Source organism: Pseudomonas sp. FR229a (assembly GCF_030209115.1).
GTDB lineage: Bacteria > Pseudomonadota > Gammaproteobacteria > Pseudomonadales > Pseudomonadaceae > Aquipseudomonas > Aquipseudomonas moraviensis_A.
In genome coordinates this window covers 100186-125152 of sequence record NZ_JARVSP010000002.1, presented here as the reverse complement: position 1 = coordinate 125152, position 24967 = coordinate 100186, and the positions used below count along the sequence as shown (strand labels likewise).

The following is a 24967-nucleotide window of genomic DNA, read 5'->3' as shown; positions in this document are numbered from 1 at the left end:
CTCGCGCAAAAAATTAGTCGCGGGAACTGTGCGGGGGATCAGAAAGGAAAGAAGTCAGGCGAGTAGGCAAAGGATGTAGGACTAATCTGCAATCCCGCATCTCGCAAAACGCGCAGGCAAAAACGCAAAACGCGGCGTGAGGAAAACCTCACGCCGCGTTTATTTGAAAGACATACCTGGAATTACAGCGTTGAATCCCCAGCTTTCAGCTGTTGCAGCTTCAGCTCGGCCAACGGATGCCCGGCCTTGGCGGCCATGCTCCACCAACGAACGGCTTCAGCGTGATCCGGTGCTTTGCTCGGGGTACCGGCGAGGCTGATCACGCCGACTTGATAGGCCGCTTTAGCGTCGCCGGCCAACGCCGCCAGACGCAGTAAGCGCACGCCTTCTTCACGCGCGCCCAGACCGACGCCACGAAAGGTCAGAATGTGCCCGTAAAAGCTTTGCGCGCCGACATCGCCGAGGTTGGCCATGCGCGCAAACTGGCCTTCAAGCCAGCGCCAGCCGCGCGGCTGGCGAACGAACCACGACCAATGAAACAGCCTGCGGGCCAGCCAGTATCCGGCCCGCGCCTTGAGGCGCAGAAACACTCAGGCCTCCGCCGATTCCGGGTACTCGTATTCGAAGACGCGCACCACTTCTGACGCATGCCAGGACGCCGCCGCCACGCCATCCGACGGCCCGGAAAAACGCCCCAGACGCTCGACGCATTCAAAAAAACCGGTACGCGGCAAACGACTCGCACCCTGACTGATGACCAGCGAACTGCGCAACGGCTGCTCGGCTTTGGCATCCAGTGCGGCCAGATGCTCAAGCGCCGCCGTCAGCGTCTGCATCGCCGGAGTCGGCAGCTGCAAACGCTCAAGCAAGGCTCGATAAGTCAGAAGATGGCGCTGGCGGCGCGCCTGATCCAGTTCCCCCAGCAATCCGTCCCAATGTTGACGGCTGATGCGTACGCTCACGATTCATCCCTCCAACCTGGCACCGTCAGTTCCCAGGCCAGGCTGCGGCGAATCGCGGCGTCGGGTTGACGCTCACCACTTTCGATCATGGCCAGATAAGACGGGCTGATGCCTACCGTGCGGGCCAGCGCCTCGATGGCGATGCCCTTCCCTTCGCGCAAACTGCGTAGTTGATCCAGACCCGGAAGAATCGGCTCTGGTGAAGTGGCGAGCGGCACTGCGGGCTGCTGCGCCGGTTTTGCGTTGATCCCTGCTGCTTTCAGTAGAGCCTGATATTGAGCCCACGGCAGAACCGCGTATTCGGGTTCGCCATCGCGTGCAATTATCTGAATATCCATGACTACCCCGTAGGACAACAACACTTAGCGAGTCGGCACTTTTCCCTAGAAGTGTAATCCTAACAGCGGCCAAGGTCGCGGGGGGTATCTATCTACAGGCAGACTTTGTCAGTCAGGGCTTTTTCGGGCCTTGCAGTTGCAATTGCTCAGGGGTGTCGGGCAGGCGTTCGACCACCGCCAGCTTCTCCGGTTGCTGGCGCCTGCGCCACAGGCGGAAGGCATTGAGCTCGTCATCGAGGGTTTTCATCAGCCAGGCGAGAACGGCAATGTCATCGAGCATGCCGAACATGGGAATGAAATCCGGGATCGCATCGACAGGGCTGAGAAAATACATCAGGCCCGCGACCACCGAGATCAGCGACTTGGCACTGATCGCCCGGTATTCACCCCTCCAGTAGGCCAGGCACAGCGACTGCAGCAAGCGCAGATCATCCTTGAGTTTGCCGAGACGATTGCCTTGCGCGGCACCCTTGCTGGCCACGGCGAACAATAGGGTTGGCAGACGTCCACGGGCCAGCAGGCGACCGGCCAAGGGCAGGAATCGAGCAAAATTCCATGGAGCTTTCATCTATTCTTCCCGTTGAAATGTTATCCACACAAATTGTGGATAACCTTGTGAACAGAGCTGCATTTCAGCGCTGAGAGCCCCGTTTCATAAGGGCTGCGCTCAGATCGGGCGTTTTTTACTCACATAAAAAAGCCCAATATTTCATTGACTTGGCGGCTCAGGGCGGCTAGCGCGAGCAGCCTCAAAGCTATGACTGTGTCGACGGGCGTCAGTTCGCTCTGTTTACCTTTGCCAGCCTTCAGATGCAACAACGCCCCGCATAAGCGAGGCGTTGTTGTTGATGCCGTTGCCTGTTACTTGGCAGCGGCGTCTTCTTTGGCTGGATCCTTGATGGCCAGCAGTTCCAGGTCGAAAACCAGAACCGAGTTGGCCGGGATTGCCGGGCTTGGCGACTGAGCGCCGTAAGCCAGATCGCTAGGGATGTACAGTTTGTACTTCTCGCCAACGTGCATCAGTTGCAGACCTTCTACCCAACCCGGGATCACGCCACTGACTGGCAGATCGATCGGGCTGCCGCGCTCGACGGAGCTGTCGAACACGGTGCCGTTGGTCAGCTTGCCGGTGTAGTGCACAGTGACGACGTCGGTCGGCTTGGGCTGTGGGCCATCGGCTTTCTTCACCACTTCGTACTGCAGGCCCGAAGCGGTGGTGGTTACACCGGCTTTCTTGCCGTTTTCTTCGAGGAATTTCTTGCCGGCGGCTGCCGACTCTTCGCTCATCTTGGCCATACGCTCTTCAGCACGCTTTTGCAGCGACGCGAAGGCTTCGACCAGTTCTTCATCTTTCAGCTTCTGTTCTTTCTTGCCAACGGCATCTTCGATGCCCTGGGCTACCGCTTTGGAGTCCAGATCATCCATGCCTTCCTGGGCAAGGCTTTTGCCCATGTTCAGGCCGATGCCGTAGGAAGCTTTTTGCGCCGGGGTTTTCAGCTCTACGCTGGTCTGCGAGTCACAACCCGCGAGTACCAGGCTAACCAGGGCTACCGCCGCCGCCAACCGATGCTGTTTCATGCTATTTCCTTGTTCATGCGCCGAATGGGCAATCGAGTAAAGCCGCGAGCTTATCAGGCCGCCACGACCAATGGCTACCGGCATGAGAGCAGGAATCTTCTGATAAGTTCAGGGATTAAAACGCATTTGCGCAACGTGTGGATGAAGCTTCTGTCATCCGCGGACGACAAGGGTCGTCGGCACTTGCCACAGCCTCTGGCGTAATGGCCACTTGCCCAGCAGTCACGGCTCAGGCATAACAGCGCAACAATTCGACAAGGATGTTTAACTTGCGCCTCCTATTCCGCGTTCTCACTCTGGTGATCGTACTGGCGGTAATCGCCGTTGCGGTGATTGTCTATTACGTCGCCAATCCGAAATTGCCCTTCTACACCCCGCCCCAACAGGTGCGGTACCTGGATCAATGGAGCGCAGAGCAACGGCAGACCTACTACTTCACGCCGCAAGGTACGCAAGTCAAAGGCCTGCGTTACGAGTGGTTCCAGGCGCTGGAACTGCCCTTCTCAGAACAGCGCTTCGCCTCCCCCGAGTACCTCGCCCGTTTCGGTTTCCTGGTCGATCCGCAGCAGAAAGCGAGCGCCAGCAACCCGGGCAACCTGCCAGTCGGTTTCGCCCGGCACCAGAATCCCGGCAACGCTTCCGAGCACTATCTGGACATCACCTGCGCCGCTTGCCACACCGGCGAGTTGCGCTTCAAAGGTCAGGCCGTGCGCATCGACGGCGGCACCGCGCAACATGTGTTGCCTTCCAGCGTTCCTACATTGCGCGGCGGCAGTTTCGGCCAGGCCCTGGTCGCAAGTCTGGCCTCGACCTACTACAACCCGTGGAAATTCGAACGCTTCGCCCGCCAGGTCCTCGGTGCCGATTACGACGCGCGCCACGAGCAATTGCGCAAAGACTTCAAAACCTCGCTCAACACTTTCCTCAAAGTGGCCTGGAACGATACCCATCGTGGCCTCTACCCGACCGAGGAAGGCCCGGGGCGCACCGACGCGTTCGGCCGGATTGCCAACGCGACGTTTGGCGATGCGATTTCTCCTGCCAACTACCGCGTGGCCGATGCGCCGGTGGATTACCCGCAACTGTGGGACATGTGGACGTTCGATTGGGTGCAGTGGAACGGCTCGGCACAGCAGCCGATGGCGCGCAATATCGGCGAAGCGCTCGGTGTCGGCGCCACACTGAATTTCTTTGACGCCAACGGCCAACCGCTGCAAGGCGCTGAGCGCTACCCCTCCAGCGTACGCGTGCGCGATCTGCACGCCATCGAAGAAACCTTGCAACAACTGAAGCCGCCAACCTGGCCCGAGGATCTGTTCGGTGCGATCGACAAGCCGCTGGCCACCAAGGGCCGTGCGCTGTTCGCCGAAAACTGCGCCGGCTGTCATGTCCCGCGTCAATCCCGGGAAGGCGAACGCTGGGTGCAGCACTTGCACATGATTCCGGTGAATGTCATCGGCACGGATCCGAACGCGGCCAACAACATTGCCAGCCACCGTTTCGACCTGAGCGCACTGCAATGGGATGTCAAAGAGCTGGAAAAGATGGACGTCAAACTGCACCCCGAACCCAAAGAGTCGCTTGATCCGAGCCAACTATCGGTGGCCAAGGGCCTGGCTTACGTCACCGCGTTCGTGGAAAACCGCGCCTATCGCGAAGCGAAGATCACGCCGGAGGAAAAGCCGCGAATGGATGGCTTCGGCCTGCCGATCGGCGTGCGCGAGAAAGTCGCATACAAGGCCCGACCGCTGGCTGGCGTGTGGGCGACTGCGCCGTTTCTGCACAACGGTTCAGTGCCGAGCCTCTATCAGTTGCTGTCGCCGCAGGATGAGCGCGCAACGACCTTCTATAAAGGCACGCTCGAATATGACCCGCGCCACCTCGGCTATCGCACCGAAGGCTTCACCAACGCGTTCCTGTTCGACACGCGCATCAGCGGCAATCACAACAGCGGCCACGAATTCCGCGCCGGCGCACGCGACAACGGGGTGATCGGCCGCCTCCTGCAACCCGAGGAGCGCTGGGCGTTGCTCGAATACCTGAAAGTACTGGGCGGACCACTGGAGGCGCAGTTGCCATGATCATGCCGACATTCAAAAAACAACTGCCGCCACTGGCGCGCTTCTGGCTATGGCTGGGGCGTTTGCTCGGCAAGACGCTGCTGATCGTGCTGGTCATCGCCCTGCTCGGCTGGGCCATCGCCACCGCGTGGTTCGCCTGGCAGCACCGCGGGCCGGTATCGGCCCAGGAACAGATTCCTACCGGCGAAGCGGCGATGACGCAGGACATCATTCAAACCGCAGTGCGCATCGTCGACCAACACCGCGAAAGCACGCGTTATTTGCGTGATGCCCACGCCAAGGCGCATGGCTGCGTGAAGGCGCAACTCCAGGTGCTACCCGAATTGGAGCAGTCGCTTCGGCAAGGTGTGTTCAGCGAGCCGGGCAAGACCTGGCAGGCTCTGATCCGGCTGTCCAACGGCAATGCGTATCCGCAATTCGACAGCATCCGCGACGCTCGAGGAATGGCGATCAAGCTTCTCGACGTACCGGGCAAGCAATTGCTCAGCGATAGCGGTGACCGGCATGAACAGGATTTCGTGATGTTCAGCCACCCGAACTTCTTTGTCAGCGATGTCGCCGAGTACCGTCAGAATGTGGCGGCGCAGGCTGACGGCAAGAAGGTCATGGCGTTTTTTCCGACATGGGATCCGCGTACCTGGCAGGTCCGCCATCTATTCATCGCGCTGGCTACGCTGTCAGCGCCGCCGGACAGCCCGACCGCGACGACATACTTCTCGGTATCGCCTTACAAATTTGGTGAGGCCAATGCGAAATTCCGCGTCGCGCCGGATCCGGACAGTTGCCCGGCGTATACCCTGCCCAAACAGAATCACGACCTGCCGAATTTCCTGCGCAGCGCACTTAATCAGCAGTTGTCGACGGATCGGGTGCCGGCGTGTTTCGTCCTGCAGATCCAGCGCCAGGACGCGCACAAGTACATGCCGATCGAAGACACCAGTATCGAGTGGCGTGAGCAGGATGCACCGTTCGAAACGGTGGCGCGGATCACTTTGCCCGCGCAGGACTTCGACACGCCGGCGCTGAATCTGCAATGTGACAACCTGTCATTCAATCCGTGGTTCGGCATCGAGGCGCATCGGCCGATCGGCGGGATCAATCGCCTGCGCAAGGCGGTGTACGAGGCGGTGAGCGATTATCGGCATGCCCGCAATGCGGCGCAGTAGCGCGGCGATTTTATAAATCGCAGACAGCAAAAAGCCCGCACAAGGCGGGCTTTCCGTGGTGTCTGGCGTTCAGCTCCAGATACCGAATATGGCGCAGCGGACGGGACTCGAACCCGCGACCCCCGGCGTGACAGGCCGGTATTCTAACCGACTGAACTACCGCTGCGCTAAACGCTTGAAACGAATGGTGGGTGATGACGGGATCGAACCGCCGACATTCTGCTTGTAAGGCAGACGCTCTCCCAGCTGAGCTAATCACCCTTCGCTTCGTTACGGGGCGCATTATGCCACAAGTTTTCGTAAAGTGTTGATTTAATTGAATATTTTTCAAAAAAATCTGAAAACCGGTGAAACGACACGTCCCGCGGGTACAACCTTGAGACAGAAAAAAACCCGCCTCAGCGGGTTTTTCCGTGGTGACCTGGCGTTCAGTGGTCCAGGTTACCGAATATGGCGCAGCGGACGGGACTCGAACCCGCGACCCCCGGCGTGACAGGCCGGTATTCTAACCGACTGAACTACCGCTGCGCTAAACACTTGAAACGAATGGTGGGTGATGACGGGATCGAACCGCCGACATTCTGCTTGTAAGGCAGACGCTCTCCCAGCTGAGCTAATCACCCTTCGCTTCGGTGTGGCGCGCATTCTACGGAGCACCCCAACCTCTGGCAAGCACTTTTTTAAATAATTTTCCGAGGCCTTCCAAAGGCTTAGAGAAGGGTTGGCCTATGCCCCGGCGAAGACAATAATGCCCCCCTTTGTATAAAGGAGTGACTCACCCCATGTGGTTCAAGAACCTGCTGATCTATCGCCTGACCCAAGACCTGCCTGTCGATGCCGAGGCGCTGGAGACTGCACTGGCGACCAAACTGGCGCGGCCGTGTGCAAGCCAGGAGCTGACCACTTACGGTTTCGTCGCACCGTTCGGCAAGGGCGAAGATGCGCCGCTGGTGCATGTCAGCGGGGATTTCCTGCTGATCTCTGCTCGTAAAGAAGAACGTATTCTTCCGGGCAGCGTTGTGCGTGACGCGGTCAAGGAAAAGGTCGAAGAGATCGAAGCCGAGCAGATGCGCAAGGTCTATAAAAAGGAACGCGATCAGATCAAGGATGAAATCATCCAGGCCTTCCTGCCGCGCGCGTTCATTCGTCGTTCGTCGACCTTCGCTGCCATCGCGCCGAAACAGGGCCTGATCCTGGTCAACTCGGCCAGCCCGAAACGCGCCGAGGACTTGCTGTCGACCCTGCGCGAAGTGATCGGCACCCTGCCCGTCCGTCCGCTGACCGTGAAAATGGCGCCGACTGCGGTGATGACCGATTGGGTCACCACACAGAAAGCCGCCGACGATTTCTATGTGCTGGACGAGTGCGAACTGCGCGACACCCATGAAGACGGTGGCATTGTCCGTTGCAAGCGTCAGGACCTGACCAGCGAAGAAATCCAGCTGCACCTGAGCACCGGCAAAGTCGTCACTCAGCTGTCGCTGGCCTGGCAGGACAAACTGTCGTTCATGCTCGACGACAAGATGACCGTCAAGCGCCTGAAGTTCGAGGATCTGCTGCAGGATCAGGCGGAACAGGACGGTGGCGATGAAGCGTTGGGTCAACTGGATGCCAGCTTCACCTTGATGATGCTGACCTTCGGCGACTTCCTGCCGGCGCTGGTTGAAGCGTTGGGCGGGGAAGAGATGCCGCAGGGGATCTAAAGCCCTGCGAGGTCCAAAACTGTGGGAGCGAGCCTGCTCGCGATGAGGGACTGACATTCAACGAATATGTTGACTGATAGACCGCTATCGCGAGCAGGCTCACTCCTACATTTGTTTTGTGCTGTTCTTTTAATAATAAGGATCAAGCCATGCGCGCACTGGCTGCACTCAGCCGCTTTGTCGGCAATACCTTCGCTTACTGGGTTCTGATATTCGCCGTCGTGGCGTTCCTGCAACCGGCGTGGTTCATCGGCCTGAAAAGCGCGATCGTACCGCTGCTGGGTCTGGTGATGTTCGGCATGGGCCTGACCCTCAAACTCGACGACTTCGCCGCCGTCGCTCGCCATCCGTGGCGAGTGGCGCTGGGCGTGGTTGCGCATTTCGTGATCATGCCCGGTGTGGCGTGGTTGCTTTGCCAGGTGTTCCACCTGCCGCCGGAAATCGCCGTCGGGGTGATTCTGGTCGGCTGCTGCCCGAGCGGCACCTCGTCGAACGTGATGACCTGGCTGGCGCGCGGTGATCTGGCGCTTTCCGTGGCGATCGCCGCGGTCACCACCCTCCTCGCCCCGTTGCTGACTCCGGCGCTGATCTGGCTGCTGGCCTCAGCATGGCTGCCGGTGTCGTTCATGGAGCTGTTCTGGTCGATCCTGCAAGTGGTGCTGCTGCCGATCATTCTCGGCGTAGTTGCGCAACGTCTGCTTGGTGACAAGGTGCGGCATGCGGTGGATGTGTTGCCGCTGGTGTCGGTGGTCAGCATCGTGATTATCGTCACCGCTGTTGTGGCGGCGAGTCAGGCGAAAATCGCCGAGTCCGGGCTGTTGATCATGGCCGTGGTGATGCTGCACAACAGCTTCGGTTATCTGCTCGGCTACTTCACCGGGCGCTTGTTCGGTTTGCCTCTGGCTCAGCGCAAATCGCTGGCACTGGAAGTCGGCATGCAGAACTCGGGCCTCGGTGCGGCGCTGGCCAGTGCGCATTTCTCGCCGCTGGCGGCGGTGCCGAGCGCGTTGTTCAGCGTCTGGCACAATATTTCCGGGGCGCTGCTGTCGACGTACTTCCGGCGCATGAGTGAAAAGGAAGATCGCGACAATCTTGCGCAACGGGCCGCCGACTGACCTGAAACTTGATCCTCGGGTTAATGCTCGTCACTATTGCGCAACGCGGGGACGACCCTGCGGCTCGATCGAGTCATTAACCTGGGGACGACCCCGTCAATCGATGGAGGTCCTGCATGTCCTGGATCATTCTGTTTTGCGCCGGCCTGTTCGAAGTCGGCTGGGCCGTCGGGCTGAAATACACCGACGGCTTCACCCGCCCGCTCCCCACCGCCCTGACCGTTGCCGCCATGGCTATCAGCCTCGGCCTACTGGGCCTGGCGATGAAGGAATTGCCATTGGGTACGGCTTATGCGATCTGGACCGGCGTCGGTGCCGTGGGTACGGTGATCGCCGGGATCATTCTGTTTGGTGAATCGATGGCGCTGATCAGGCTGGCCAGTGTGGCGTTGATCGTCACGGGTTTGATAGGCCTTAAAGTGAGCGCTTAAGCCACTACCGTCTTCGCGAGCAGGCTCGCTCCCACATTCAACCGCATTCCGTCATTGGAACACGGTCACCTGTGGGAGCGAGCCTGCTCGCGAAGGGGCCTTTTGATGCACCGACTATCTGACGGATCCGCGCAACTCCCCCACCAACCCTTGCAACTTCGCCGGTTCCGCCCCTTCGGTAATCGCCGGCCCCGCCACCAGCGTCACCCGCGACCACAAGCGGTGGAACAAGCCCTTGTTCGGATCGCGACTGAAGAAACTCCCCCACAATCCTTGCAACGCCAGCGGAATCACCGGCACCGGCGTCTCCTCGAGAATGCGCGTCACCCCACCTCGGAATTCATTGATCTCGCCATCAGCGGTCAACTTTCCTTCCGGGAAAATGCACACCAGCTCGCCTTCCTTCAGATACTGAGCAATGCGCGTGAAGGCTTTTTCGTAGATCTGGATGTCTTCCTGGCGTCCGGCGATAGGAATCGCGCCCGCCGTGCGGAAGATAAAGTTCAGCACCGGCAGGTTGTAGATCTTGTAGTACATGACAAAGCGAATCGGCCTACGCACTGCGCCACCGATCAGCAAGGCGTCAACGAATGACACGTGATTGCACACCAGCAGCGCCGCCCCCTCGTCCGGGATCGCTTCAAGGTTGCGATGCTCGACGCGGTACATGGAATGGCTGAGCAGCCAGATCATGAAGCGCATGCTGAATTCGGGGACGATCTTGAAGATGTAGGCGTTGACGCCGATGTTCAGCAGCGACACCACCAGGAACAGTTGCGGGATCGACAGCTTGGCGACGCTCAACAAAACGATCGAAACAATCGCCGACACCACCATAAACAGCGCGTTGAGAATATTGTTGGCAGCAATCACCCGCGCCCGTTCGTTTTCAGCCGTGCGCGACTGGATCAGCGCGTACAGCGGCACAATATAGAAGCCGCCAAAAATGCCCAGACCAAGAATATCGATCAACACCGCCCAGGTGTGAACGAAGCCCAATACGGCAATCCAGCTATGGCCGGTGACGCTGTCCGGGATTCCCCCGGAATGCCACCACAGCAACAGGCCAAACACGGTCAGGCCGAACGAGCCGAACGGCACCAGACCGATCTCGACTTTGCGCCCGGAGAGCTTTTCGCAGAGCATCGAACCCAGCGCGATCCCCACCGAGAACACCGTCAGAATAAGCGTCACCACTGTTTCGTCGCCGTGCATCCACTCCTTGGCGTAGGCCGGGATCTGCGTCAGGTAGATCGCCCCGACGAACCAGAACCACGAGTTGCCGACAATCGAGCGCGACACCGCTGGCGTCTGGCCCAGGCCGAGTTTCAGCGTCGCCCAGGACTGGCTGAAGATGTTCCAGTTCAGGCGCATTTCCGGCGACGATGCCGCCGCACGCGGAATGCTGCGGCTGGCCAGGTAACCCAGCACGGCAATGCCGACGATCGCTGCGGAGACCACCGGCGCGTAGTGCTCGGTCGACATCATGATCCCGGCGCCGATGGTGCCGGCGAGAATCGCCAGAAACGTGCCCATTTCCACCAGACCGTTGCCGCCGACCAGTTCGTCATCGCGCAAGGCCTGCGGCAGGATCGAATACTTCACCGGGCCGAACAATGCCGAATGCGTGCCCATGGCGAACAGCGCGACCAGCATCAGTGACAGATGATCGAAGAGAAAGCCGATCGATCCTACGGCCATGATGGCGATTTCTGCGAGCTTGATCAGGCGGATCAGCGCGTCCTTGGCGAATTTTTCCCCGAATTGCCCGGCCAGTGCCGAGAACAGGAAAAACGGCAGGATAAACAGCAGCGCGCAAAGGTTGACCCAGATCGAGCGGTCACCCTCGATGGTCAGCCGATAGAGGATGGCGAGGATCAACGACTGTTTAAATACGTTGTCGTTAAACGCGCCGAGCGACTGGGTAATAAAGAAGGGCAAAAAGCGCCGGGTACGCAACAGGTTGAACTGTGAGGGGTGACTCATCTTCCGTGTTTCCTGATGTTGGGTAGAGAGGCCTGGGTGCTTGTTATTGGAATGCCGCACCACGATCCAGGCCACACCTTACCTAAACTTTTCAGTTTATTTCTTCAAACCTGCGATACACGGCGAGACAAATAGCTCGCCACGCCACGCGCCCTGCACGGTGCGCTTGCCGACGATCAGCCACATCGCCGCCAACAAAATCACCAGCGCCGTACCGAACACGCTGAAAAACGTCAGGCTGAGGATGCTCGCCAGCTTCAGCGTCGCCAGGGAATACACGCCCAGCGGGAAGGTGAAGCCCCACCAGCCGAGGTTGAACGGAATGCCGTCACGCAGATAACGCACGGTGATCAGCAGCGCCATCAACTTCCACCACAGACCAAAACCCCACAACGTCACTCCCGCCACCAGGCCCAGACCCGAGGCGATTTCGCCGACACCGGGCAGACCATTCGCGGCAAAAATCGCTGGGGCCTCACCGCCCAGCAGCAACATGCCCAACGCACCGGTGCCGATCGGCCCGAGGGCCAGCCAGCTCGACGCGGCCATGTTTTCATGGGGCAGTTTGTGCAAGGCCATGCGCAACAACAGGATGGTCAGAATGCTGAACGCTACCGGCAGGGAAAAGGCCCAGAGCACGTAGCTGCTGGTCAGTACGATGAGTTGCGCATGGGCGTCCGTCAGATGCGGGGCGAGCAAGCCGCCGCTGGCCGCAGCCACTTCCGCCGCCACTACCGGCAGCAACCACACCGCGGTCATCTGATCGATGCTGTGCTCCTGACGAGTAAACATCATGTAGGGAATCAGCACGCCGCAGGCCAGCGACATCGCCACATCGATCCACCACAACGCTTCAACCAGTTGGATTACTCCGTCACCCCAGCGCGGCACGCCGAACAGCAGAAAACCGTTGATGATCGTCGCCAGGCCCATGGGAATGGTGCCGAAGAACATCGACACGGTTGAATGGCCGAAAATCCGTCGTGCTTCATCGAAGAACAACATCCACCGGGCGGCATAGGCAGCACTAAACAGCGTGAACAAGACAATGTTGAACAGCCACAGCCCTTCAGCCACGGCGCGCAATCCGGGAATGGCCAGCGGCAATTGCGCCAGCGCCAATGCCAGCACACCGGTGCCCATGGTCGCGGCAAACCAGTTTGGCGTGAATTGACGAATCACTTCGCGGGGATGGTGAAGCTGGCTGAAAGGGATGAAGCTAGGGGTGACACTGTTGGGGCAAATCATCATGAGCTCCTGTCCTCTGGTGAGGTTGAGCCCATGGTAGATCCGAATCGAATATCGATATAACGGGTAATATCTCTAACTGTTATCTGTTTTCCAGATAAACAGCTAAACGCTACCCTCCGATTCGATTACCAGAATCCGCGCCTCGCCTTGCGGATGGGCGACGTGCTCGGTGCCGACCGAGGCATAGAAAATATCGCCTGTGTCCAACACAACCTGCCGCTCCTCGCCGCCCTCGCGGTAATGCATCTGCACCCGACCATCGAGCACTACGAACACTTCTTCTCCGTCATTGACGTGCCATTTGTAGGGCTGATCGGTCCAGTGCAGGCGCGTGGTGATGCCGTTCATGTTGGCGATGTCCAAGGCACCCCAGGCGCGTTCGGCGGTAAACGATTTGCTGCGGATAATCTTCATGAGTCGATCCGTGAGAGAAGTTCGCCAAGGCTAACCGAAACCGCGGCGCTCAAGGAGCACTGCAAATTTTACCCGCCTGGGGCCGCAGACTGAGCAGCAGCGCAGCCACGGCCAGCACGATCAGCACAACGCCGTAACCGTCGGTGGTCGCCAGCAATCCGAAGCTGCGCGCCAGATGCCCGGCCAGCAGCGCCGGCAGACAAAATGCCAGATAACTGAGCACGTAATACGCAGACATCAACCCGGCTCGCTCGTGGGGCAAGGCCAGCGGTACCAGACTGCGCACCGCACCCAGAAAACCCGAGCCAAAACCACAACCGGCGACCACCGTGCCAAAGAAAAACAGCGACAGACTGGCGCCGTGTACCCCAAGCAAAATCAGTATCAGCCCGACCGGCAGCAAGCTCGCGCCCAGCAGCAGCGCCTGAGCAGCCGGGCGGTTGCGCATGGTGAAGATCATCAACGCGCCGGTCACGGTCAATGCCGCCACCGTCGCGCCGCCGATCAGGTTGGAGGTCGAGCCGGTGGCTGTGCGTACCAATGACGGTGCCAGCGAGGCATAAAAACCTCCGAGCGCCCAGGTTGCAGTATTCAATGGCAACACTCGCCACAATGTTGAACGCGCCTGCACCGGCACATGCAAGGTCGGCCGCAACGACGCCCACGCCCCGCTCTGTCGCGAAACACTTTCCGGCAAGCGCCAGACATACACGCCCTGCAACACGAACAACGCCAGCAGCAACCAGTAGGTCAGCTGCAACGGCGCGGGTGCGAATTCAGCGAGCAAGCCACAGCCCAAACCGCCCAAAGCCATTCCGAGTAACGGCGCGACGCTGTTGATCAACGGCCCCTGCTGGCGATCGGTGTCGAGCAATGTTGCGCTCAAAACGGCGGTGGCCATGCCGGTGGCGAACCCCTGCAGCACCCGCGCGCCGATCAACCAGGCGACGCTGTCGGCATAAATGAACAGCAGCATCGCCAGGGCATTGAGCAGAACCGCGCTGAAAATCACCGGTTTGCGGCCCAAATGGTCGGAAAGCGAACCGACCGTCAGCAACGCCGCCAACAGACTCAAGGCGTAAACGGCGAAGATCAGCGTCAGCATCGCTGACGAGAAATGCAATTGGTCCTGATACAGGTGATACAACGGCGTCGGCGCGGTGGAAGCGGCGAGAAAACTGAGTAAGGTGATCGCCAGAAACCACAGGCTGGATCGATGGGAAGCAACTTTGTTCAAAAGGCTGGTCATAGGGACACTCCGCAAAAGCTAACTTTTTGCTTTTACGCAGTGTGCTACCGCCTCGCGCTTAAAGCAAATTCTTTGTGTTAAGGTCTGAACCATGGCTATTAAAGAAGGTTTACGCCCCGGTGGCCGCAGTGCCCGGGTGCAAGAGTCGATCCATTCGGCTGTCAATGCGCTGTTGCAAGAGCAGGAACGTTCCACCGTGACCGTCCCGCAAATCGCTGCCCGCGCGGGGGTTACGCCGTCGACGATCTATCGGCGCTGGGGTGATCTGGCGGCGTTGCTGGCGGACGTCGCCCTCGCCCGCATGCGCCCGGACAGCGAACCGGCGGACACTGGAAGTCTGCGCGGCGATATCCGCGCGTGGGCCGAGCAGTATCTCGACGAGATGAGTTCGGAGGTCGGGCGCAACATGATGCGTGACGTGCAGGCGAGCGCTACGCCGGGCTATTGCGTGGCAATCATTGGTGCGCAGTTGCAGACCATTGTCGATCGCTATGCGCATGAGAAAACGCCGAGTGTCGATCGCTTGATCAATCTGGTGGTGGCGCCGGTGGTATTCCGGATTCTGTTTTCGGCGACGGCGCTGGAGATTGAAGAGCTCCATCGCCTGATCGATATCGCGCTGCGTCTGGACTGACGCCTTCGCGAGCAGGCTTGCTCCCACAAGGGAATGCATTCCAACCGTGGGAGCGAGCCTGCTCGCGAAGAGGCCCGCCCGGTTACCATAAAAACCACCCGGTACCCCGCCTGCGACACCCCGCCGCGCCACGACCTTGGTCGACACTGACTAACCGCCGCGCCCGTGCGAGACTGTTCGCCCGGGCAGGAGTGCCGGGGAGTCTTTTGTCGGGAGTGCTGCATGCCGTTGTCCACCGGGCTGATCGCCGTCGTTGCCCTGGCCTACATGGCCATCATGTTCGCCATCGCCTTCTACGGCGACCGTCGCAGCACGCCGTTGCCGCCGCGGGTGCGTGCCTGGGTGTACAGCCTGTCGCTGGCGGTTTACTGCACCAGTTGGACGTTCTTCGGCGCGGTGGGACAGGCGGCTGAACAACTATGGTCGTTCCTGCCTATCTACCTCGGGCCGATCCTGCTGCTGGTCGGCGCCCCGTGGGTCCTGCAGAAAATGGTGATGATCAGCAAACAGGAGAACATCACCTCCATCGCCGACTTCATCGCCGCGCGCTACGGCAAATCGCAATCGCTGGCGGTGGTCGTGGCGCTGATCTGCCTGGTCGGCGTCTTGCCCTATATCGCCCTGCAACTCAAAGGCATCGTCCTCGGCGTGAACCTGCTGATCGGCGCCGGCGCCGATGCCATGGGCACCCGCGCTCAGGACACGGCGCTGATCGTGTCGCTGGTGCTGGCGTTGTTCACTATCGTCTTCGGCACGCGCAACCTTGATGCCACCGAACACCACCGTGGCATGGTGCTGGCGATCGCTTTCGAATCGCTGGTCAAGCTGTTCGCTTTTCTCGCCGTCGGCGCTTTCGTTACTTACGGCCTGTATGACGGTTTCGACGACCTGTTCAATCAGGCGATGCTCGCCCCGCGCCTTGAAGCCTATTGGAAGGAAACCATCAACTGGCCGTCGATGGTGGTGCAGACCGGCGTAGCGATGATGGCGATCATCTGCCTGCCCCGGCAATTTCACGTCACCGTGGTGGAGAACATCGACCCGCAGGATCTGCGACTGGCGAAATGGGTGTTCCCGGCCTATCTGGCGTTGGCCGCACTGTTTGTAGTCCCGATCGCTCTCGCCGGTCAGATGCTGCTGCCCAGCCACGTGCTGCCCGACTCCTTCGTGATCAGCCTGCCGCTGGCCCAGGCGCATCCGGCGCTGGCCATGCTGGCGTTCATCGGTGGTGCATCGGCAGCGACCGGCATGGTGATTGTCGCCAGCGTCGCGCTGTCGACCATGGTCTCCAACGACATGCTGTTGCCGTGGCTGTTGCGCCGCAACAACGCCGAGCGCCCGTTCGAAGTGTTCCGCCAGTGGATGCTCTCGGTGCGCCGGGTCAGCATCGTGGTCATTCTGCTGCTGGCCTACGTCAGCTATCGCTTGCTCGGCTCGACCGCGAGCCTGGCGACCATCGGCCAGATCGCCTTCGCGGCGGTAACGCAACTGGCGCCAGCGATGCTCGGCGCGTTGTACTGGAAACAGGCCAACCGCCGTGGCGTGTTTGCCGGTCTCGCCACCGGCACTTTCCTGTGGTTCTACACGCTGGTGCTGCCGATTGCCGCGCACAGTCTCGGCTGGTCGCTGGCGAGCTTCCCCGGCTTGGCGTGGCTGCACAGCAATCCGCTGAACCTGCCGATCACGCCGCTGACCCAAGGCGTGGTGCTGTCGCTGGCGGGTAACTTCACCCTGTTTGCCTGGGTCTCGGTGCTGTCGCGCACGCGGGTTTCGGAACACTGGCAGGCAGGGCGTTTCATCGGCCAGGAAATCAGCGCGCGGCCCAATGGTCGCTCGATGCTGGCGGTGCAGATCGACGATCTGCTGCAATTGGCGGCGCGTTTTGTCGGCGAAGAACGGGCGCGACAGAGCTTCATTCGTTTCGCCTACCGCCAGGGCAAGGGCTTCAACCCCAACCAGAACGCCGACAGCGAATGGATTGCTCACACCGAACGCTTGCTCGCCGGTGTCCTCGGTGCCTCTTCGACGCGCGCTGTCGTAAAAGCCGCCATCGAAGGTCGGGAAATGCAGCTGGAGGACGTAGTCCGCATCGCCGACGAAGCCTCGGAGGTGCTGCAATTCAACCGTGCGCTGCTGCAAGGCGCGATCGAGAACATCACGCAAGGCATCAGCGTGGTCGATCAATCGCTGAAACTGGTGGCGTGGAACCGGCGTTATCTGGAACTGTTCAACTACCCCGACGGTTTGATCAGCGTCGGCCGACCGATTGCCGACATCATTCGCTACAACGCCGAACGTGGCCTATGCGGCCCCGGCGAGGCCGAAGTGCACGTTGCGCGCCGCTTGCACTGGATGCGCCAGGGCCGCGCGCACACCTCCGAACGGCTGTTCCCCAATGGCCGGGTGATTGAGCTGATCGGCAACCCGATGCCCGGCGGCGGTTTCGTCATGAGTTTCACCGACATTACCGCGTTCCGCGAGGCCGAACAGGCGCTCACCGAGGCCAACGAAGGTCTCGAACAACGGGTCAGCGAGCGCACCCAGGAACTCTCGCAACTCAACGTCGCACTCACCGAAGCCAAGGGCACCGCCGAAGCGGCGAACCAGTCGAAAACCCGCTTTCTTGCCGCCGTCAGCCATGACTTGATGCAGCCGCTGAACGCCGCACGGCTGTTCTCCGCCGCCCTCTCCCATCAAAACGAAGGCTTGAGCGCCGAGGCGCAACAACTGGTGCAACACCTCGACAGCTCGCTGCGTTCAGCCGAAGACCTGATCAGCGATCTGCTGGACATCTCGCGCCTGGAAAACGGCAAGATCAACCCGGATCGCAAGCCCTTCGCGGTCAATGAACTGTTCGACACCCTCGGTGCGGAATTCAAAGCGCTTGCCCAGGAGCAGAAGCTGACGTTCCGGGTGCGCGGCAGTCAATTGCGCATCGACAGCGACATCAAGCTGCTGCGGCGGATTCTGCAAAACTTCCTCACCAACGCTTTCCGCTACGCCAAGGGCCCGGTGCTGCTGGGCGTGCGCCGGCGTGACGGCGAGTTGTGTCTGGAGGTCTGGGATCGCGGGCCGGGCATTCCGGAAGACAAGCAGCAGGTGATCTTCGAAGAATTCAAGCGCCTCGACAGCCACCAGACCCGCGCGGAGAAAGGCCTGGGCCTGGGTCTGGCAATCGCCGACGGCTTGTGCCGGGTGCTCGGGCATACCTTGCGCGTTCGTTCGTGGCCGGGCCGTGGCAGCGTATTCAGCGTGACGGTGCAGCTGGCGCGCACACAAACGCCTCCCGCGAACGCAGCCGTGGAACTGAACGGCAAATTGCTCAGCGGCGCGCAGGTGCTGTGCATCGATAACGAAGACAGCATTTTGATTGGCATGAACAGCCTGCTCAGCCGCTGGGGCTGCCAGGTGTGGACGGCACGCAATCGCGACGAATGCGCCGCGATATTGAATGAGGGCGTACGGCCGCAACTCGCCCTGGTCGACTATCACCTCGATCACGGCGACACCGGTACGGAGCTGATGGCCTGGTTGCGTACGCGTCTGGGCGAACCGGTGCCCGGCGTGGTAATCAGTGCGGATGGGCGCCCGGAGACGGTGGCACTGGTGCATGCAGCAGGACTGGATTATCTGGCCAAACCGGTGAAGCCCGCGGCGTTGCGGGCCCTGTTGAGTCGGTATCTGCCGCTGTAGGCGGTGATTTCGCCGACGCCTTCGCGAGCAGGCTCGCTCCCACAGAAAGGCAAAAAATCAAAAGATCGCAGCCTTCGGCAGCTCCTACACAATGAGCGTTAGCTCGAGTGCTTTTGATCTTGATCCACGGGCGACATCGGAAGGCTGAGCGGAGGGATTGATCCGGGGGTGGGAGCGCAGCGACCGTTTGGCGCAGCCAAACACAGCGAGTGTAGGTGCAGCGAAGCAAACCGGAGCCGCTGCGCCCGGATCAGTCCCGGAGCGAAGGAGCCCGAGCCTGCGAGGGCCGAACGCAGGAGCAAGCCTTTTTGGGTACTTTTTCGGCGTCTGGAAAAAGTGCCTCGCCGTAAGGGCGAAACCGCCAGCCGCCATCACCGCAGCAACGGATACGTACTCACAATCAGCCAAAAAAACGACGCCTACTCAGGCAACTCAACCAACCCATCAACATCAGTCATCGCCCGCTCCAGCAAATCCGCCGGCAAACTCTTGCTCGCCCGCGCACCGAGCAACTTCAACTGCTCACTGCGACTGACCAGATTGCCGCGCCCTTCTGTCAGCTTGTTACGAGCCGAGCTGTAGGCCTTGTCCAGTTGCTGCAGACGATTGCCGACTTCATCCAGATCCTGAATAAACAGCACGAACTTGTCGTACAGCCACCCCGCGCGCTCGGCAATTTCCCGGGCGTTCTGGCTCTGGCGTTCCTGCTTCCACAGACTGTCGATCACCCGCAGCGTAGCCAACAGCGTGGTCGGGCTGACAATCACGATATTGCGGTCAAAGGCTTCCTGAAACAGCGAAGGCTCAGCCTGTAACGCAGCGGAAAACGCCGCTTCGATCGGCACGAACAGCAAAACGAAATCGAGGCTGTGCAAGCCTTCCAGGCGCTTGTAGTCCTTGCCGGCCAGGCCTTTGACGTGATTGCGCAGCGACAGCACGTGCTGCTTGATCGCGATCTGCCCCAACGTGTCATCGTCGGCCGCCACATATTGTTGATAGGCCGTGAGACTGACTTTCGAGTCGACCACGACTTGCTTGTCACCGGGCAGGTAAATGATCACATCGGGCTGGAAGCGCTCGCCGTCCGGGCCTTTGAGATTGACCTGGGTCTGGTACTCGCGGCCCTTTTCCAGACCTGCGTGTTCCAGAACACGCTCGAGAATCAGCTCGCCCCAATTGCCCTGGGTTTTCTGGCCCTTGAGGGCGCGGGTCAGGTTAGTCGCTTCGTCGCTCAGACGCAGATTCAACGCCTGCAAACGCTCGAGTTCCTTGGCCAGCGAGAAACGCTCGCGGGCTTCGGCCTGATAGCTCTCTTCCACGCGTTTTTCGAAGGACTGGATGCGCTCTTTCAACGGGTCGAGCAACTGGCCGAGGCGTTGCTGGCTGGTCTCGGCAAAGCGCTGTTCACGCTCATCGAAGATCTTGCCGGCCAGCTCGGCGAATTGCGCACGCAATTCATCCCGCGAGCCTTGCAGGTCGTCGAGGCGTTGTTGATGGCTTTCCTGTTGCTCGCGCAACTCGGCACTCAACGAGGCGGCCTGGGCGTCGAGACGGCGCAATTCGGCGTCCTTGTTGGCGCGTTCGAGGTTCCAGGCGTGGGACGCATCGCGGGCGTCGTCGCGCTCGATCTGCAACAACTCGACTTCGCGGCGCAGCGCGGCGAGGTCTGCCTGTTTGGCGGCGTTGGCCTGGCCAAGGTCGGCGATCTCATCGCGGCTGGCTTCAAGCTGCGCGTTGAGGCCGTCCTGAGCCATTTGCGCCATGGCCAGGCGCTCTTCGAGCAAGGCCAGATCGGCCTGGGCGCCGCTGGCCCGGCGCTGCAGTTGCCAGGCCAACGCCAGCAGCGGCAACCCTGCTGCCGCCAGACCAAGCAATAAGCTGGTCAAGTCCATAGCCATAGCGACTCCTGCCAATCGGATAAAGCCTGAAGGTTAACCAAGGTGTCAGGGCTTGGACAGCTCAGTCTTCGATCAGACCGAGTTCCTGCTGCGCGCGCCGGTCACCGGCACGGGCGGCCTGACGCAGCAGCTCCTGACCGATACGCCGGTCACGCGCGTTGCCGCATTCACGGCAGATCAGTTGGCCAAGACGGCTTTGCGCGGCGACCACGCCTTCACGGGCCGGTTGCTTGAGCAGACGGCCGGCGAGATGCTTGGCGCTGGGGCTATCGCTCAGGCGCGGGGCATCGAGCAACCATTCAGCCACGCGGACGGAGAAGCGCTTGGGCGGGGTAACAGGATTCGGCTTTGGGGTAACAGAGTCTGATACTGAGCGAAACTTCATAAAGCACTGCGGGACAGATCGGAAGGCGCGCCACTTTACTCTCTTTTTCTTACAGGTAAAGTCGAAAAAAACCCGGCACGCCCGTCCTAGAGCAAGCGCTAGGGACAATCCACAGAAGCTGTGGATAAGTCAGTGGACAACCCCTCTGTGATCCTCGCAAAGCCTTGTGGAATGGGGCTCGCAGTCAAACTGACGATTTTTTCACCAACAAAAAAAGGCGATATTTTTCATTGACTTAAACTTTTGATACAGGCAGCGGCTGGAGTCAGGATTGATGTGACAGTGACGTTACGGTCTGTGCAACTAATGTGCACAAGTACCTGTGAGACGGTTATATGCGTGCGCTTTTTCGGGTCGTTTTATGCAGCGGAAGAGGCCAAGCGTATTTGCGAGAAAGCCCGCGCTCCGACGGATGGTCACGTGCAGCCACGTCCCTTCAGGCTTTTTTTCATTGCGGGGTTTGCTTCGTCTCGATGGATCCGTTACTATCCGCGGCGTTAGTACCAAGCTGAAAGTCAATTCCGGTCGAACATCTCCCACGGTCAATCTTCCAACAGGAAGAAATATCCGAAAAAAGCGGGACCGACCCCTCGATGGTTTCCAGGTAAATCTTGCGACGACGCTGCCTTTGAATGAAAGCAAAGGGCGTTGCGAAGAACACTTACTCTGACCGAACCAACCTGCAAATTGATCAGGATCTTCACCCCGGGCCCAGAACCTTTGCCCTCGCTGTGATGCCTGTCCTCCTAAGTACCTACCTGCCAGCCCAAGCGCGCTCATTTATCAGCGCTTCAAACTGGCTGCTTTGTTCCAGTCGGGTTCTTCGTTCGATCAATGGTGATCAACGTTACTGGAACGTTTTAACGTTGCACGGTTCTTATCCGTGTCATTTGTAGGAACACCTAATAACTATGTCTACTCAAATCCAGACTCAGGATGCCATTCGCACCCTAACCAACGCTTTTGCTCCAATGAACTGCCTGATCATGGCCGCTCGCAAAGGCTGCTTCAGCTTCACCGTGGTCAATGAACACGGCATCGCTCGTCACAGCGAGCGTTTGTACCCCGATCAATACTCCAGCGCCGAACCGCTGCAGGCCGTGATCGAGCGTACGCGTCAGGCACTGGTTGCCTGAAAGCCGACCAGGCTGCAAAAGCAAAGCCCTGCTGAAAAGCGGGGCTTTTTATTGCCTGATATTTCACTGTTAGCGCTGCTCTGCTAAGCATGTTCCGATCTAACGCTCGGGATGCGATGGCGGAAATATTTTAAAAACAGGCCTTTACACGCTGAATATGACACTACACTTCAACTCAAGCGGCGTGACCCGCTTGCGGCGAGCCTGAGTCGATCCACTGCTGCCAAAGCCCCCTTCAGGACTCGCCCTCCACAACAGGAAACGAGGGTGTTATGGGTATCGCTGCCAGCGAACTGTGCCGCTATGTGATCCGTCCCACATTGATCTATCTGGGACGCCACTGCGCAACCGCCGAATCCCTGCTGCTGGGCATCGCCGCCAGCCAGTCCGCCCTCGGGTCTGCCCTGCATGACCGCCGTGGCCACGGCCTCTACCGGATCGCCGAGCATCGACATCAGGCGCTATGGGACGATTATCTGGCGCTCGATCCGGAGCGCGCCAGCCTGGTGCGCGGCCTCGCCAGCCAGCACGCATTTCTCAGCGGCCCGCACCTGGAACTGACCGTCAACCTGCGTTACGCCACTGCCATTGCCTGGCTGCTGGTAGAAGAACAGAACCCCACCCTCCCCGCTCCGACCGACCTGCTCGGCATGGCGCGCATCTGGCGCCAGACCTTTCAACCGCAAGGTCGTCTGCGTGACTTCACCTATGCCTGGCAAACCTGTGTTTCACCGCTGAATCAGGTCGCTTGCTGACCGTGCGGTTCCACAAGTTCTCGCAACAGGCTGCCATTCTGGTCGGATTGTCCTACAAAACCGCTCTAACTCAAGGCATACGGGCTATAGCGCTGGGACGAAAATGTTGGTAATTTTCGCCCCGGTGATCACCAGGAGTTCTAATAATGAAAAAAGTCATGCTCAAAACCACCCTTAGCCTCGCCGTTACCCTTGCCTCCACGCAGATCTTCGCGGCAGGTTTTGCCCTCAACGAACAAAGCATCAGTGGGATGGGGACTGGTTTTGCCGGGCGATCTTCTTCTGCCGACGACGCAAGCACTGTTTATGGCAACCCGGCCGGCATGGCGCGCATCAAGCGCGAACAAGTCACCGGCGGCGTCGCCGTTGTCGATGCACACACCGATATCAGCAACGCCAGCTCCAGCCCGAACGGCGGCAGCAACAAAGGCGACATGGTGCCCTTCACCGCCGTACCTATGGGCTTCTATGTAAAACCGATCGATGACCATTGGGCTTTTGGTCTGGGTGTCTATGTGCCGTTCGGCCTGATCACGGATTACGAAAAAGGCTTCGCCGGCCGTTACTTCGGCAGCAAGTCCGAAGTACAGGTGATCACCTTCCAGCCAACCGTCAGCTACGCCTTCAACGACAAGGTATCGATCGGTTTCGGCCCTACGATCAACCGCATCGACGGCTCGCTGGAATCCAACCTCTCGATCACCCAGGCACTGCCGGACGGCAAGGTCAAGATCAAGGGTGACGATACCGCGCTGGGCTACAACGTCGGCTTGCTGGTCCAGGCCACCGACACCACCCGCCTGGGCCTGACCTATCACTCCAAGGTCGACTACAAACTCGAAGGCAACACCAAGGTCAACTACGGCGCACTGGCGCTCGTGGGCGTAGGCGCGAATCAGAAGTACGACGCTTCGCTGAAGATCACCACGCCGGAATCCGTGGACTTCTCGGTCACCCAGGCGATCAACGATCGCTGGAACGTCTACGCCGGTACCACCTGGACTCGCTGGAGCCAGCTGGACAAGATCACCGTGAAGAACTCCGGCGTGCAGCCTCTGCTGGCCGGTCAGTTCGGTTCGATCAACGAAGACCAGAACTGGCATGACTCCTGGGCCTACGCGGTGGGTACCTCGTACCAGTTGAACAAGGAATGGGTACTGCGTACCGGTCTGACCTTCGACCAGTCGCCGACTAACAACGAAGACCGCTCGCCACGCATCCCGACTGGCGACCGCACCATCTTCAGTATCGGTGCCGGCTGGAGCCCGACCGACGACCTGACCATCGACGTCGCGTACTCGTACCTGAAAGAAGAGTCGGTCAAGATCCGCAACGAAAACGCGCGTGGCCAGAGCTACGATGCCAAGTATGAAAACTCGGCAAACGGCTTCGGTGTCGGCGCGACTTACCGCTTCTGATGCACCGTGGCGAGGCGCAATCCTCGCCCACGAAAAAGCCCCGCTCTCTTTGCAGAGGCGGGGCTTTTTCATGCCTGCAACTTTTCACTGAAACGACAAATTTCCATTGTGGGAGCGAGCCTGCTCGCGAAGGCGGTATGTCAGATGTTGATGTGCTGACCTGTCACACCGCTTCGCGAGCAGGCTCGCTCCCACAGGGAACAACGTTAATCAGGGCTTTAGCGGTTTGGAGGCAATCGCCTTTTCGATCGCGGCGATAAACTCGGGATCATCCGGTTTGGTCAAACTGGAAAAACTCGCCACAACCTTGCCCTGCCGATCGACTACGTACTTGTAGAAATTCCACTTCGGCGCATTGCTCTGCGCCGCCAGCACCTGGAACAGATGCGTGGCGTCATCACCGCGAACCTTCTGCGGTTCGGTCATGTTGAACGTCACGCCATAGTTGGCGTAGCAGACCTTGGCGGTTTCCGCGCTGTCCCTGGATTCTTGCTTGAAGTCGTTCGACGGCACGCCAAGCATCTCCAGCCCTTGCGCCTTGTAGCGCTTGTTGAGCGCTTCAAGTCCTTCGAACTGCGGAGCGAAACCGCAGAAGCTGGCAGTATTGACCACCACCAGCGGCTTGTCGGCGTACTGCTTGCACAGATCGATGGATTCCTTGGCGCGCAACTTCGGCAGCGAGCCTTGCAACAGGTCAGGACAATCGGCGGCCTGGGCCAGGCCAGTCAACGCCATCAGCAACGCGGGAACAGCACACCAGCGCATCAACATGTC

General features: G+C 59.7%; 22 protein-coding genes and 4 tRNA genes. 10 read left to right on the top strand and 16 right to left on the bottom strand.

The window, feature by feature from the left end:
• Positions 1–182: 182 nt before the first annotated feature.
• The 5 genes from QRN33_RS01955 to bamJ form a co-directional block, all read right to left on the bottom strand.
• Complete coding sequence (locus QRN33_RS01955) at positions 183–590, bottom strand: SEL1-like repeat protein (RefSeq protein ID WP_285406518.1); 408 nt, start codon at positions 588–590, stop codon at positions 183–185.
• A complete protein-coding gene (locus tag QRN33_RS01950; RefSeq protein WP_003223109.1) occupies positions 591–962 on the bottom strand; it encodes a hypothetical protein in 372 nt (123 codons plus the stop codon). It abuts the gene before it with no gap.
• Positions 959–1300, bottom strand: coding sequence for a helix-turn-helix domain-containing protein (locus QRN33_RS01945; protein ID WP_285406516.1), 342 nt, complete (start codon positions 1298–1300; stop codon positions 959–961). Before QRN33_RS01945 ends, QRN33_RS01950 begins: the two co-directional genes overlap by 4 nt.
• Before the next feature lie 112 nt (positions 1301–1412).
• Positions 1413–1868, bottom strand: coding sequence for a YkvA family protein (locus QRN33_RS01940; RefSeq protein WP_064365408.1), 456 nt, complete (start codon positions 1866–1868; stop codon positions 1413–1415).
• Positions 1869–2161: 293 nt separating this feature from the next.
• Complete coding sequence (gene bamJ / locus QRN33_RS01935; RefSeq protein ID WP_016773732.1) at positions 2162–2878, bottom strand: BamJ family beta-barrel-assembly machinery protein; 717 nt, start codon at positions 2876–2878, stop codon at positions 2162–2164.
• Between the two features lie 269 nt (positions 2879–3147).
• Between bamJ and QRN33_RS01930 the strand changes: the two genes are divergently transcribed.
• Together QRN33_RS01930 and QRN33_RS01925 are read left to right on the top strand one after the other, a co-directional pair.
• Positions 3148–4959: a di-heme-cytochrome C peroxidase gene (locus QRN33_RS01930; protein WP_285406513.1), complete on the top strand. Its 1812-nt coding sequence runs from the start codon at positions 3148–3150 to the stop codon at positions 4957–4959.
• On the top strand, positions 4956–6125 hold the full coding sequence (locus QRN33_RS01925) for a catalase family protein (protein WP_258640905.1): 1170 nt from the start codon (positions 4956–4958) through the stop codon (positions 6123–6125). Before QRN33_RS01930 ends, QRN33_RS01925 begins: the two co-directional genes overlap by 4 nt.
• An 89-nt stretch (positions 6126–6214) precedes the next feature.
• Here QRN33_RS01925 and QRN33_RS01920 read toward each other — a convergent pair.
• The 4 genes from QRN33_RS01920 to QRN33_RS01905 all read right to left on the bottom strand — a co-directional run bounded on the left by QRN33_RS01920 (position 6215) and on the right by QRN33_RS01905 (position 6748).
• A tRNA-Asp gene (locus tag QRN33_RS01920) sits at positions 6215–6291 on the bottom strand.
• 19 nt (positions 6292–6310) lie between these two features.
• A tRNA-Val gene (locus QRN33_RS01915) sits at positions 6311–6386 on the bottom strand.
• 190 nt (positions 6387–6576) lie between these two features.
• A tRNA-Asp gene (locus QRN33_RS01910) sits at positions 6577–6653 on the bottom strand.
• Between the two features lie 19 nt (positions 6654–6672).
• A tRNA-Val gene (locus QRN33_RS01905) sits at positions 6673–6748 on the bottom strand.
• Positions 6749–6907: 159 nt separating this feature from the next.
• Between QRN33_RS01905 and rdgC the strand changes: the two genes are divergently transcribed.
• From rdgC to sugE, 3 genes are all read left to right on the top strand, one after another.
• On the top strand, positions 6908–7828 hold the full coding sequence (gene rdgC, locus QRN33_RS01900; protein WP_042607627.1) for a recombination-associated protein RdgC: 921 nt from the start codon (positions 6908–6910) through the stop codon (positions 7826–7828).
• A gap of 149 nt (positions 7829–7977) precedes the next feature.
• Positions 7978–8943, top strand: a complete 966-nt coding sequence (locus tag QRN33_RS01895) for a bile acid:sodium symporter family protein (protein ID WP_083353265.1) — start codon at positions 7978–7980, stop codon at positions 8941–8943.
• 116 nt (positions 8944–9059) lie between these two features.
• On the top strand, positions 9060–9374 hold the full coding sequence (gene sugE / locus QRN33_RS01890) for a quaternary ammonium compound efflux SMR transporter SugE (RefSeq protein WP_041479526.1): 315 nt from the start codon (positions 9060–9062) through the stop codon (positions 9372–9374).
• A 114-nt stretch (positions 9375–9488) separates the two neighbouring features.
• On the opposite strand, the gene QRN33_RS01885 is transcribed toward sugE, so the two are convergent.
• The 4 genes from QRN33_RS01885 to QRN33_RS01870 form a co-directional block, all read right to left on the bottom strand.
• Positions 9489–11360 (bottom strand): MFS transporter, encoded by a 1872-nt coding sequence (locus QRN33_RS01885; RefSeq protein ID WP_285406508.1) that lies wholly within the window; start codon positions 11358–11360, stop codon positions 9489–9491.
• A gap of 96 nt (positions 11361–11456) precedes the next feature.
• Positions 11457–12608 (bottom strand): TDT family transporter, encoded by a 1152-nt coding sequence (locus tag QRN33_RS01880; RefSeq protein ID WP_285406507.1) that lies wholly within the window; start codon positions 12606–12608, stop codon positions 11457–11459.
• Between the two features lie 105 nt (positions 12609–12713).
• The gene (locus tag QRN33_RS01875; protein WP_227973954.1) at positions 12714–13025 is read right to left on the bottom strand and encodes a cupin domain-containing protein; all 312 of its coding nucleotides are present in this window, start codon (positions 13023–13025) and stop codon (positions 12714–12716) included.
• Between the two features lie 49 nt (positions 13026–13074).
• A complete protein-coding gene (locus QRN33_RS01870) occupies positions 13075–14274 on the bottom strand; it encodes an MFS transporter (protein ID WP_285406502.1) in 1200 nt (399 codons plus the stop codon).
• Positions 14275–14365: 91 nt separating this feature from the next.
• On the opposite strand from QRN33_RS01870, the gene QRN33_RS01865 reads away from it, so the two are divergent.
• On the top strand, positions 14366–14908 hold the full coding sequence (locus QRN33_RS01865; RefSeq protein ID WP_123418749.1) for a TetR/AcrR family transcriptional regulator: 543 nt from the start codon (positions 14366–14368) through the stop codon (positions 14906–14908).
• A 222-nt stretch (positions 14909–15130) separates the two neighbouring features.
• Complete coding sequence (locus QRN33_RS01860; RefSeq protein ID WP_285406500.1) at positions 15131–18601, top strand: hybrid sensor histidine kinase/response regulator; 3471 nt, start codon at positions 15131–15133, stop codon at positions 18599–18601.
• Positions 18602–19020: 419 nt separating this feature from the next.
• Here the strand turns inward: QRN33_RS01860 and QRN33_RS01855 are convergent, their stop codons facing one another.
• Both QRN33_RS01855 and QRN33_RS01850 read right to left on the bottom strand, forming a co-directional pair.
• Positions 19021–20385 (bottom strand): DNA recombination protein RmuC, encoded by a 1365-nt coding sequence (locus QRN33_RS01855; RefSeq protein WP_165839196.1) that lies wholly within the window; start codon positions 20383–20385, stop codon positions 19021–19023.
• A gap of 175 nt (positions 20386–20560) precedes the next feature.
• On the bottom strand, positions 20561–20884 hold the full coding sequence (locus tag QRN33_RS01850) for an SEL1-like repeat protein (protein ID WP_159245288.1): 324 nt from the start codon (positions 20882–20884) through the stop codon (positions 20561–20563).
• Between the two features lie 911 nt (positions 20885–21795).
• Here QRN33_RS01850 and QRN33_RS01845 point away from each other — a divergent pair.
• The 3 genes from QRN33_RS01845 to QRN33_RS01835 all read left to right on the top strand — a co-directional run bounded on the left by QRN33_RS01845 (position 21796) and on the right by QRN33_RS01835 (position 24193).
• Complete coding sequence (locus QRN33_RS01845; RefSeq protein WP_016773719.1) at positions 21796–22020, top strand: hypothetical protein; 225 nt, start codon at positions 21796–21798, stop codon at positions 22018–22020.
• Positions 22021–22292: 272 nt separating this feature from the next.
• Positions 22293–22775, top strand: a complete 483-nt coding sequence (locus QRN33_RS01840; protein WP_024012180.1) for a hypothetical protein — start codon at positions 22293–22295, stop codon at positions 22773–22775.
• 146 nt (positions 22776–22921) lie between these two features.
• On the top strand, positions 22922–24193 hold the full coding sequence (locus QRN33_RS01835; protein ID WP_042607617.1) for an OmpP1/FadL family transporter: 1272 nt from the start codon (positions 22922–22924) through the stop codon (positions 24191–24193).
• Between the two features lie 210 nt (positions 24194–24403).
• On the opposite strand, the gene QRN33_RS01830 is transcribed toward QRN33_RS01835, so the two are convergent.
• Positions 24404–24964, bottom strand: a complete 561-nt coding sequence (locus tag QRN33_RS01830) for a glutathione peroxidase (protein ID WP_064365416.1) — start codon at positions 24962–24964, stop codon at positions 24404–24406.
• Positions 24965–24967 lie beyond the last annotated feature (3 nt).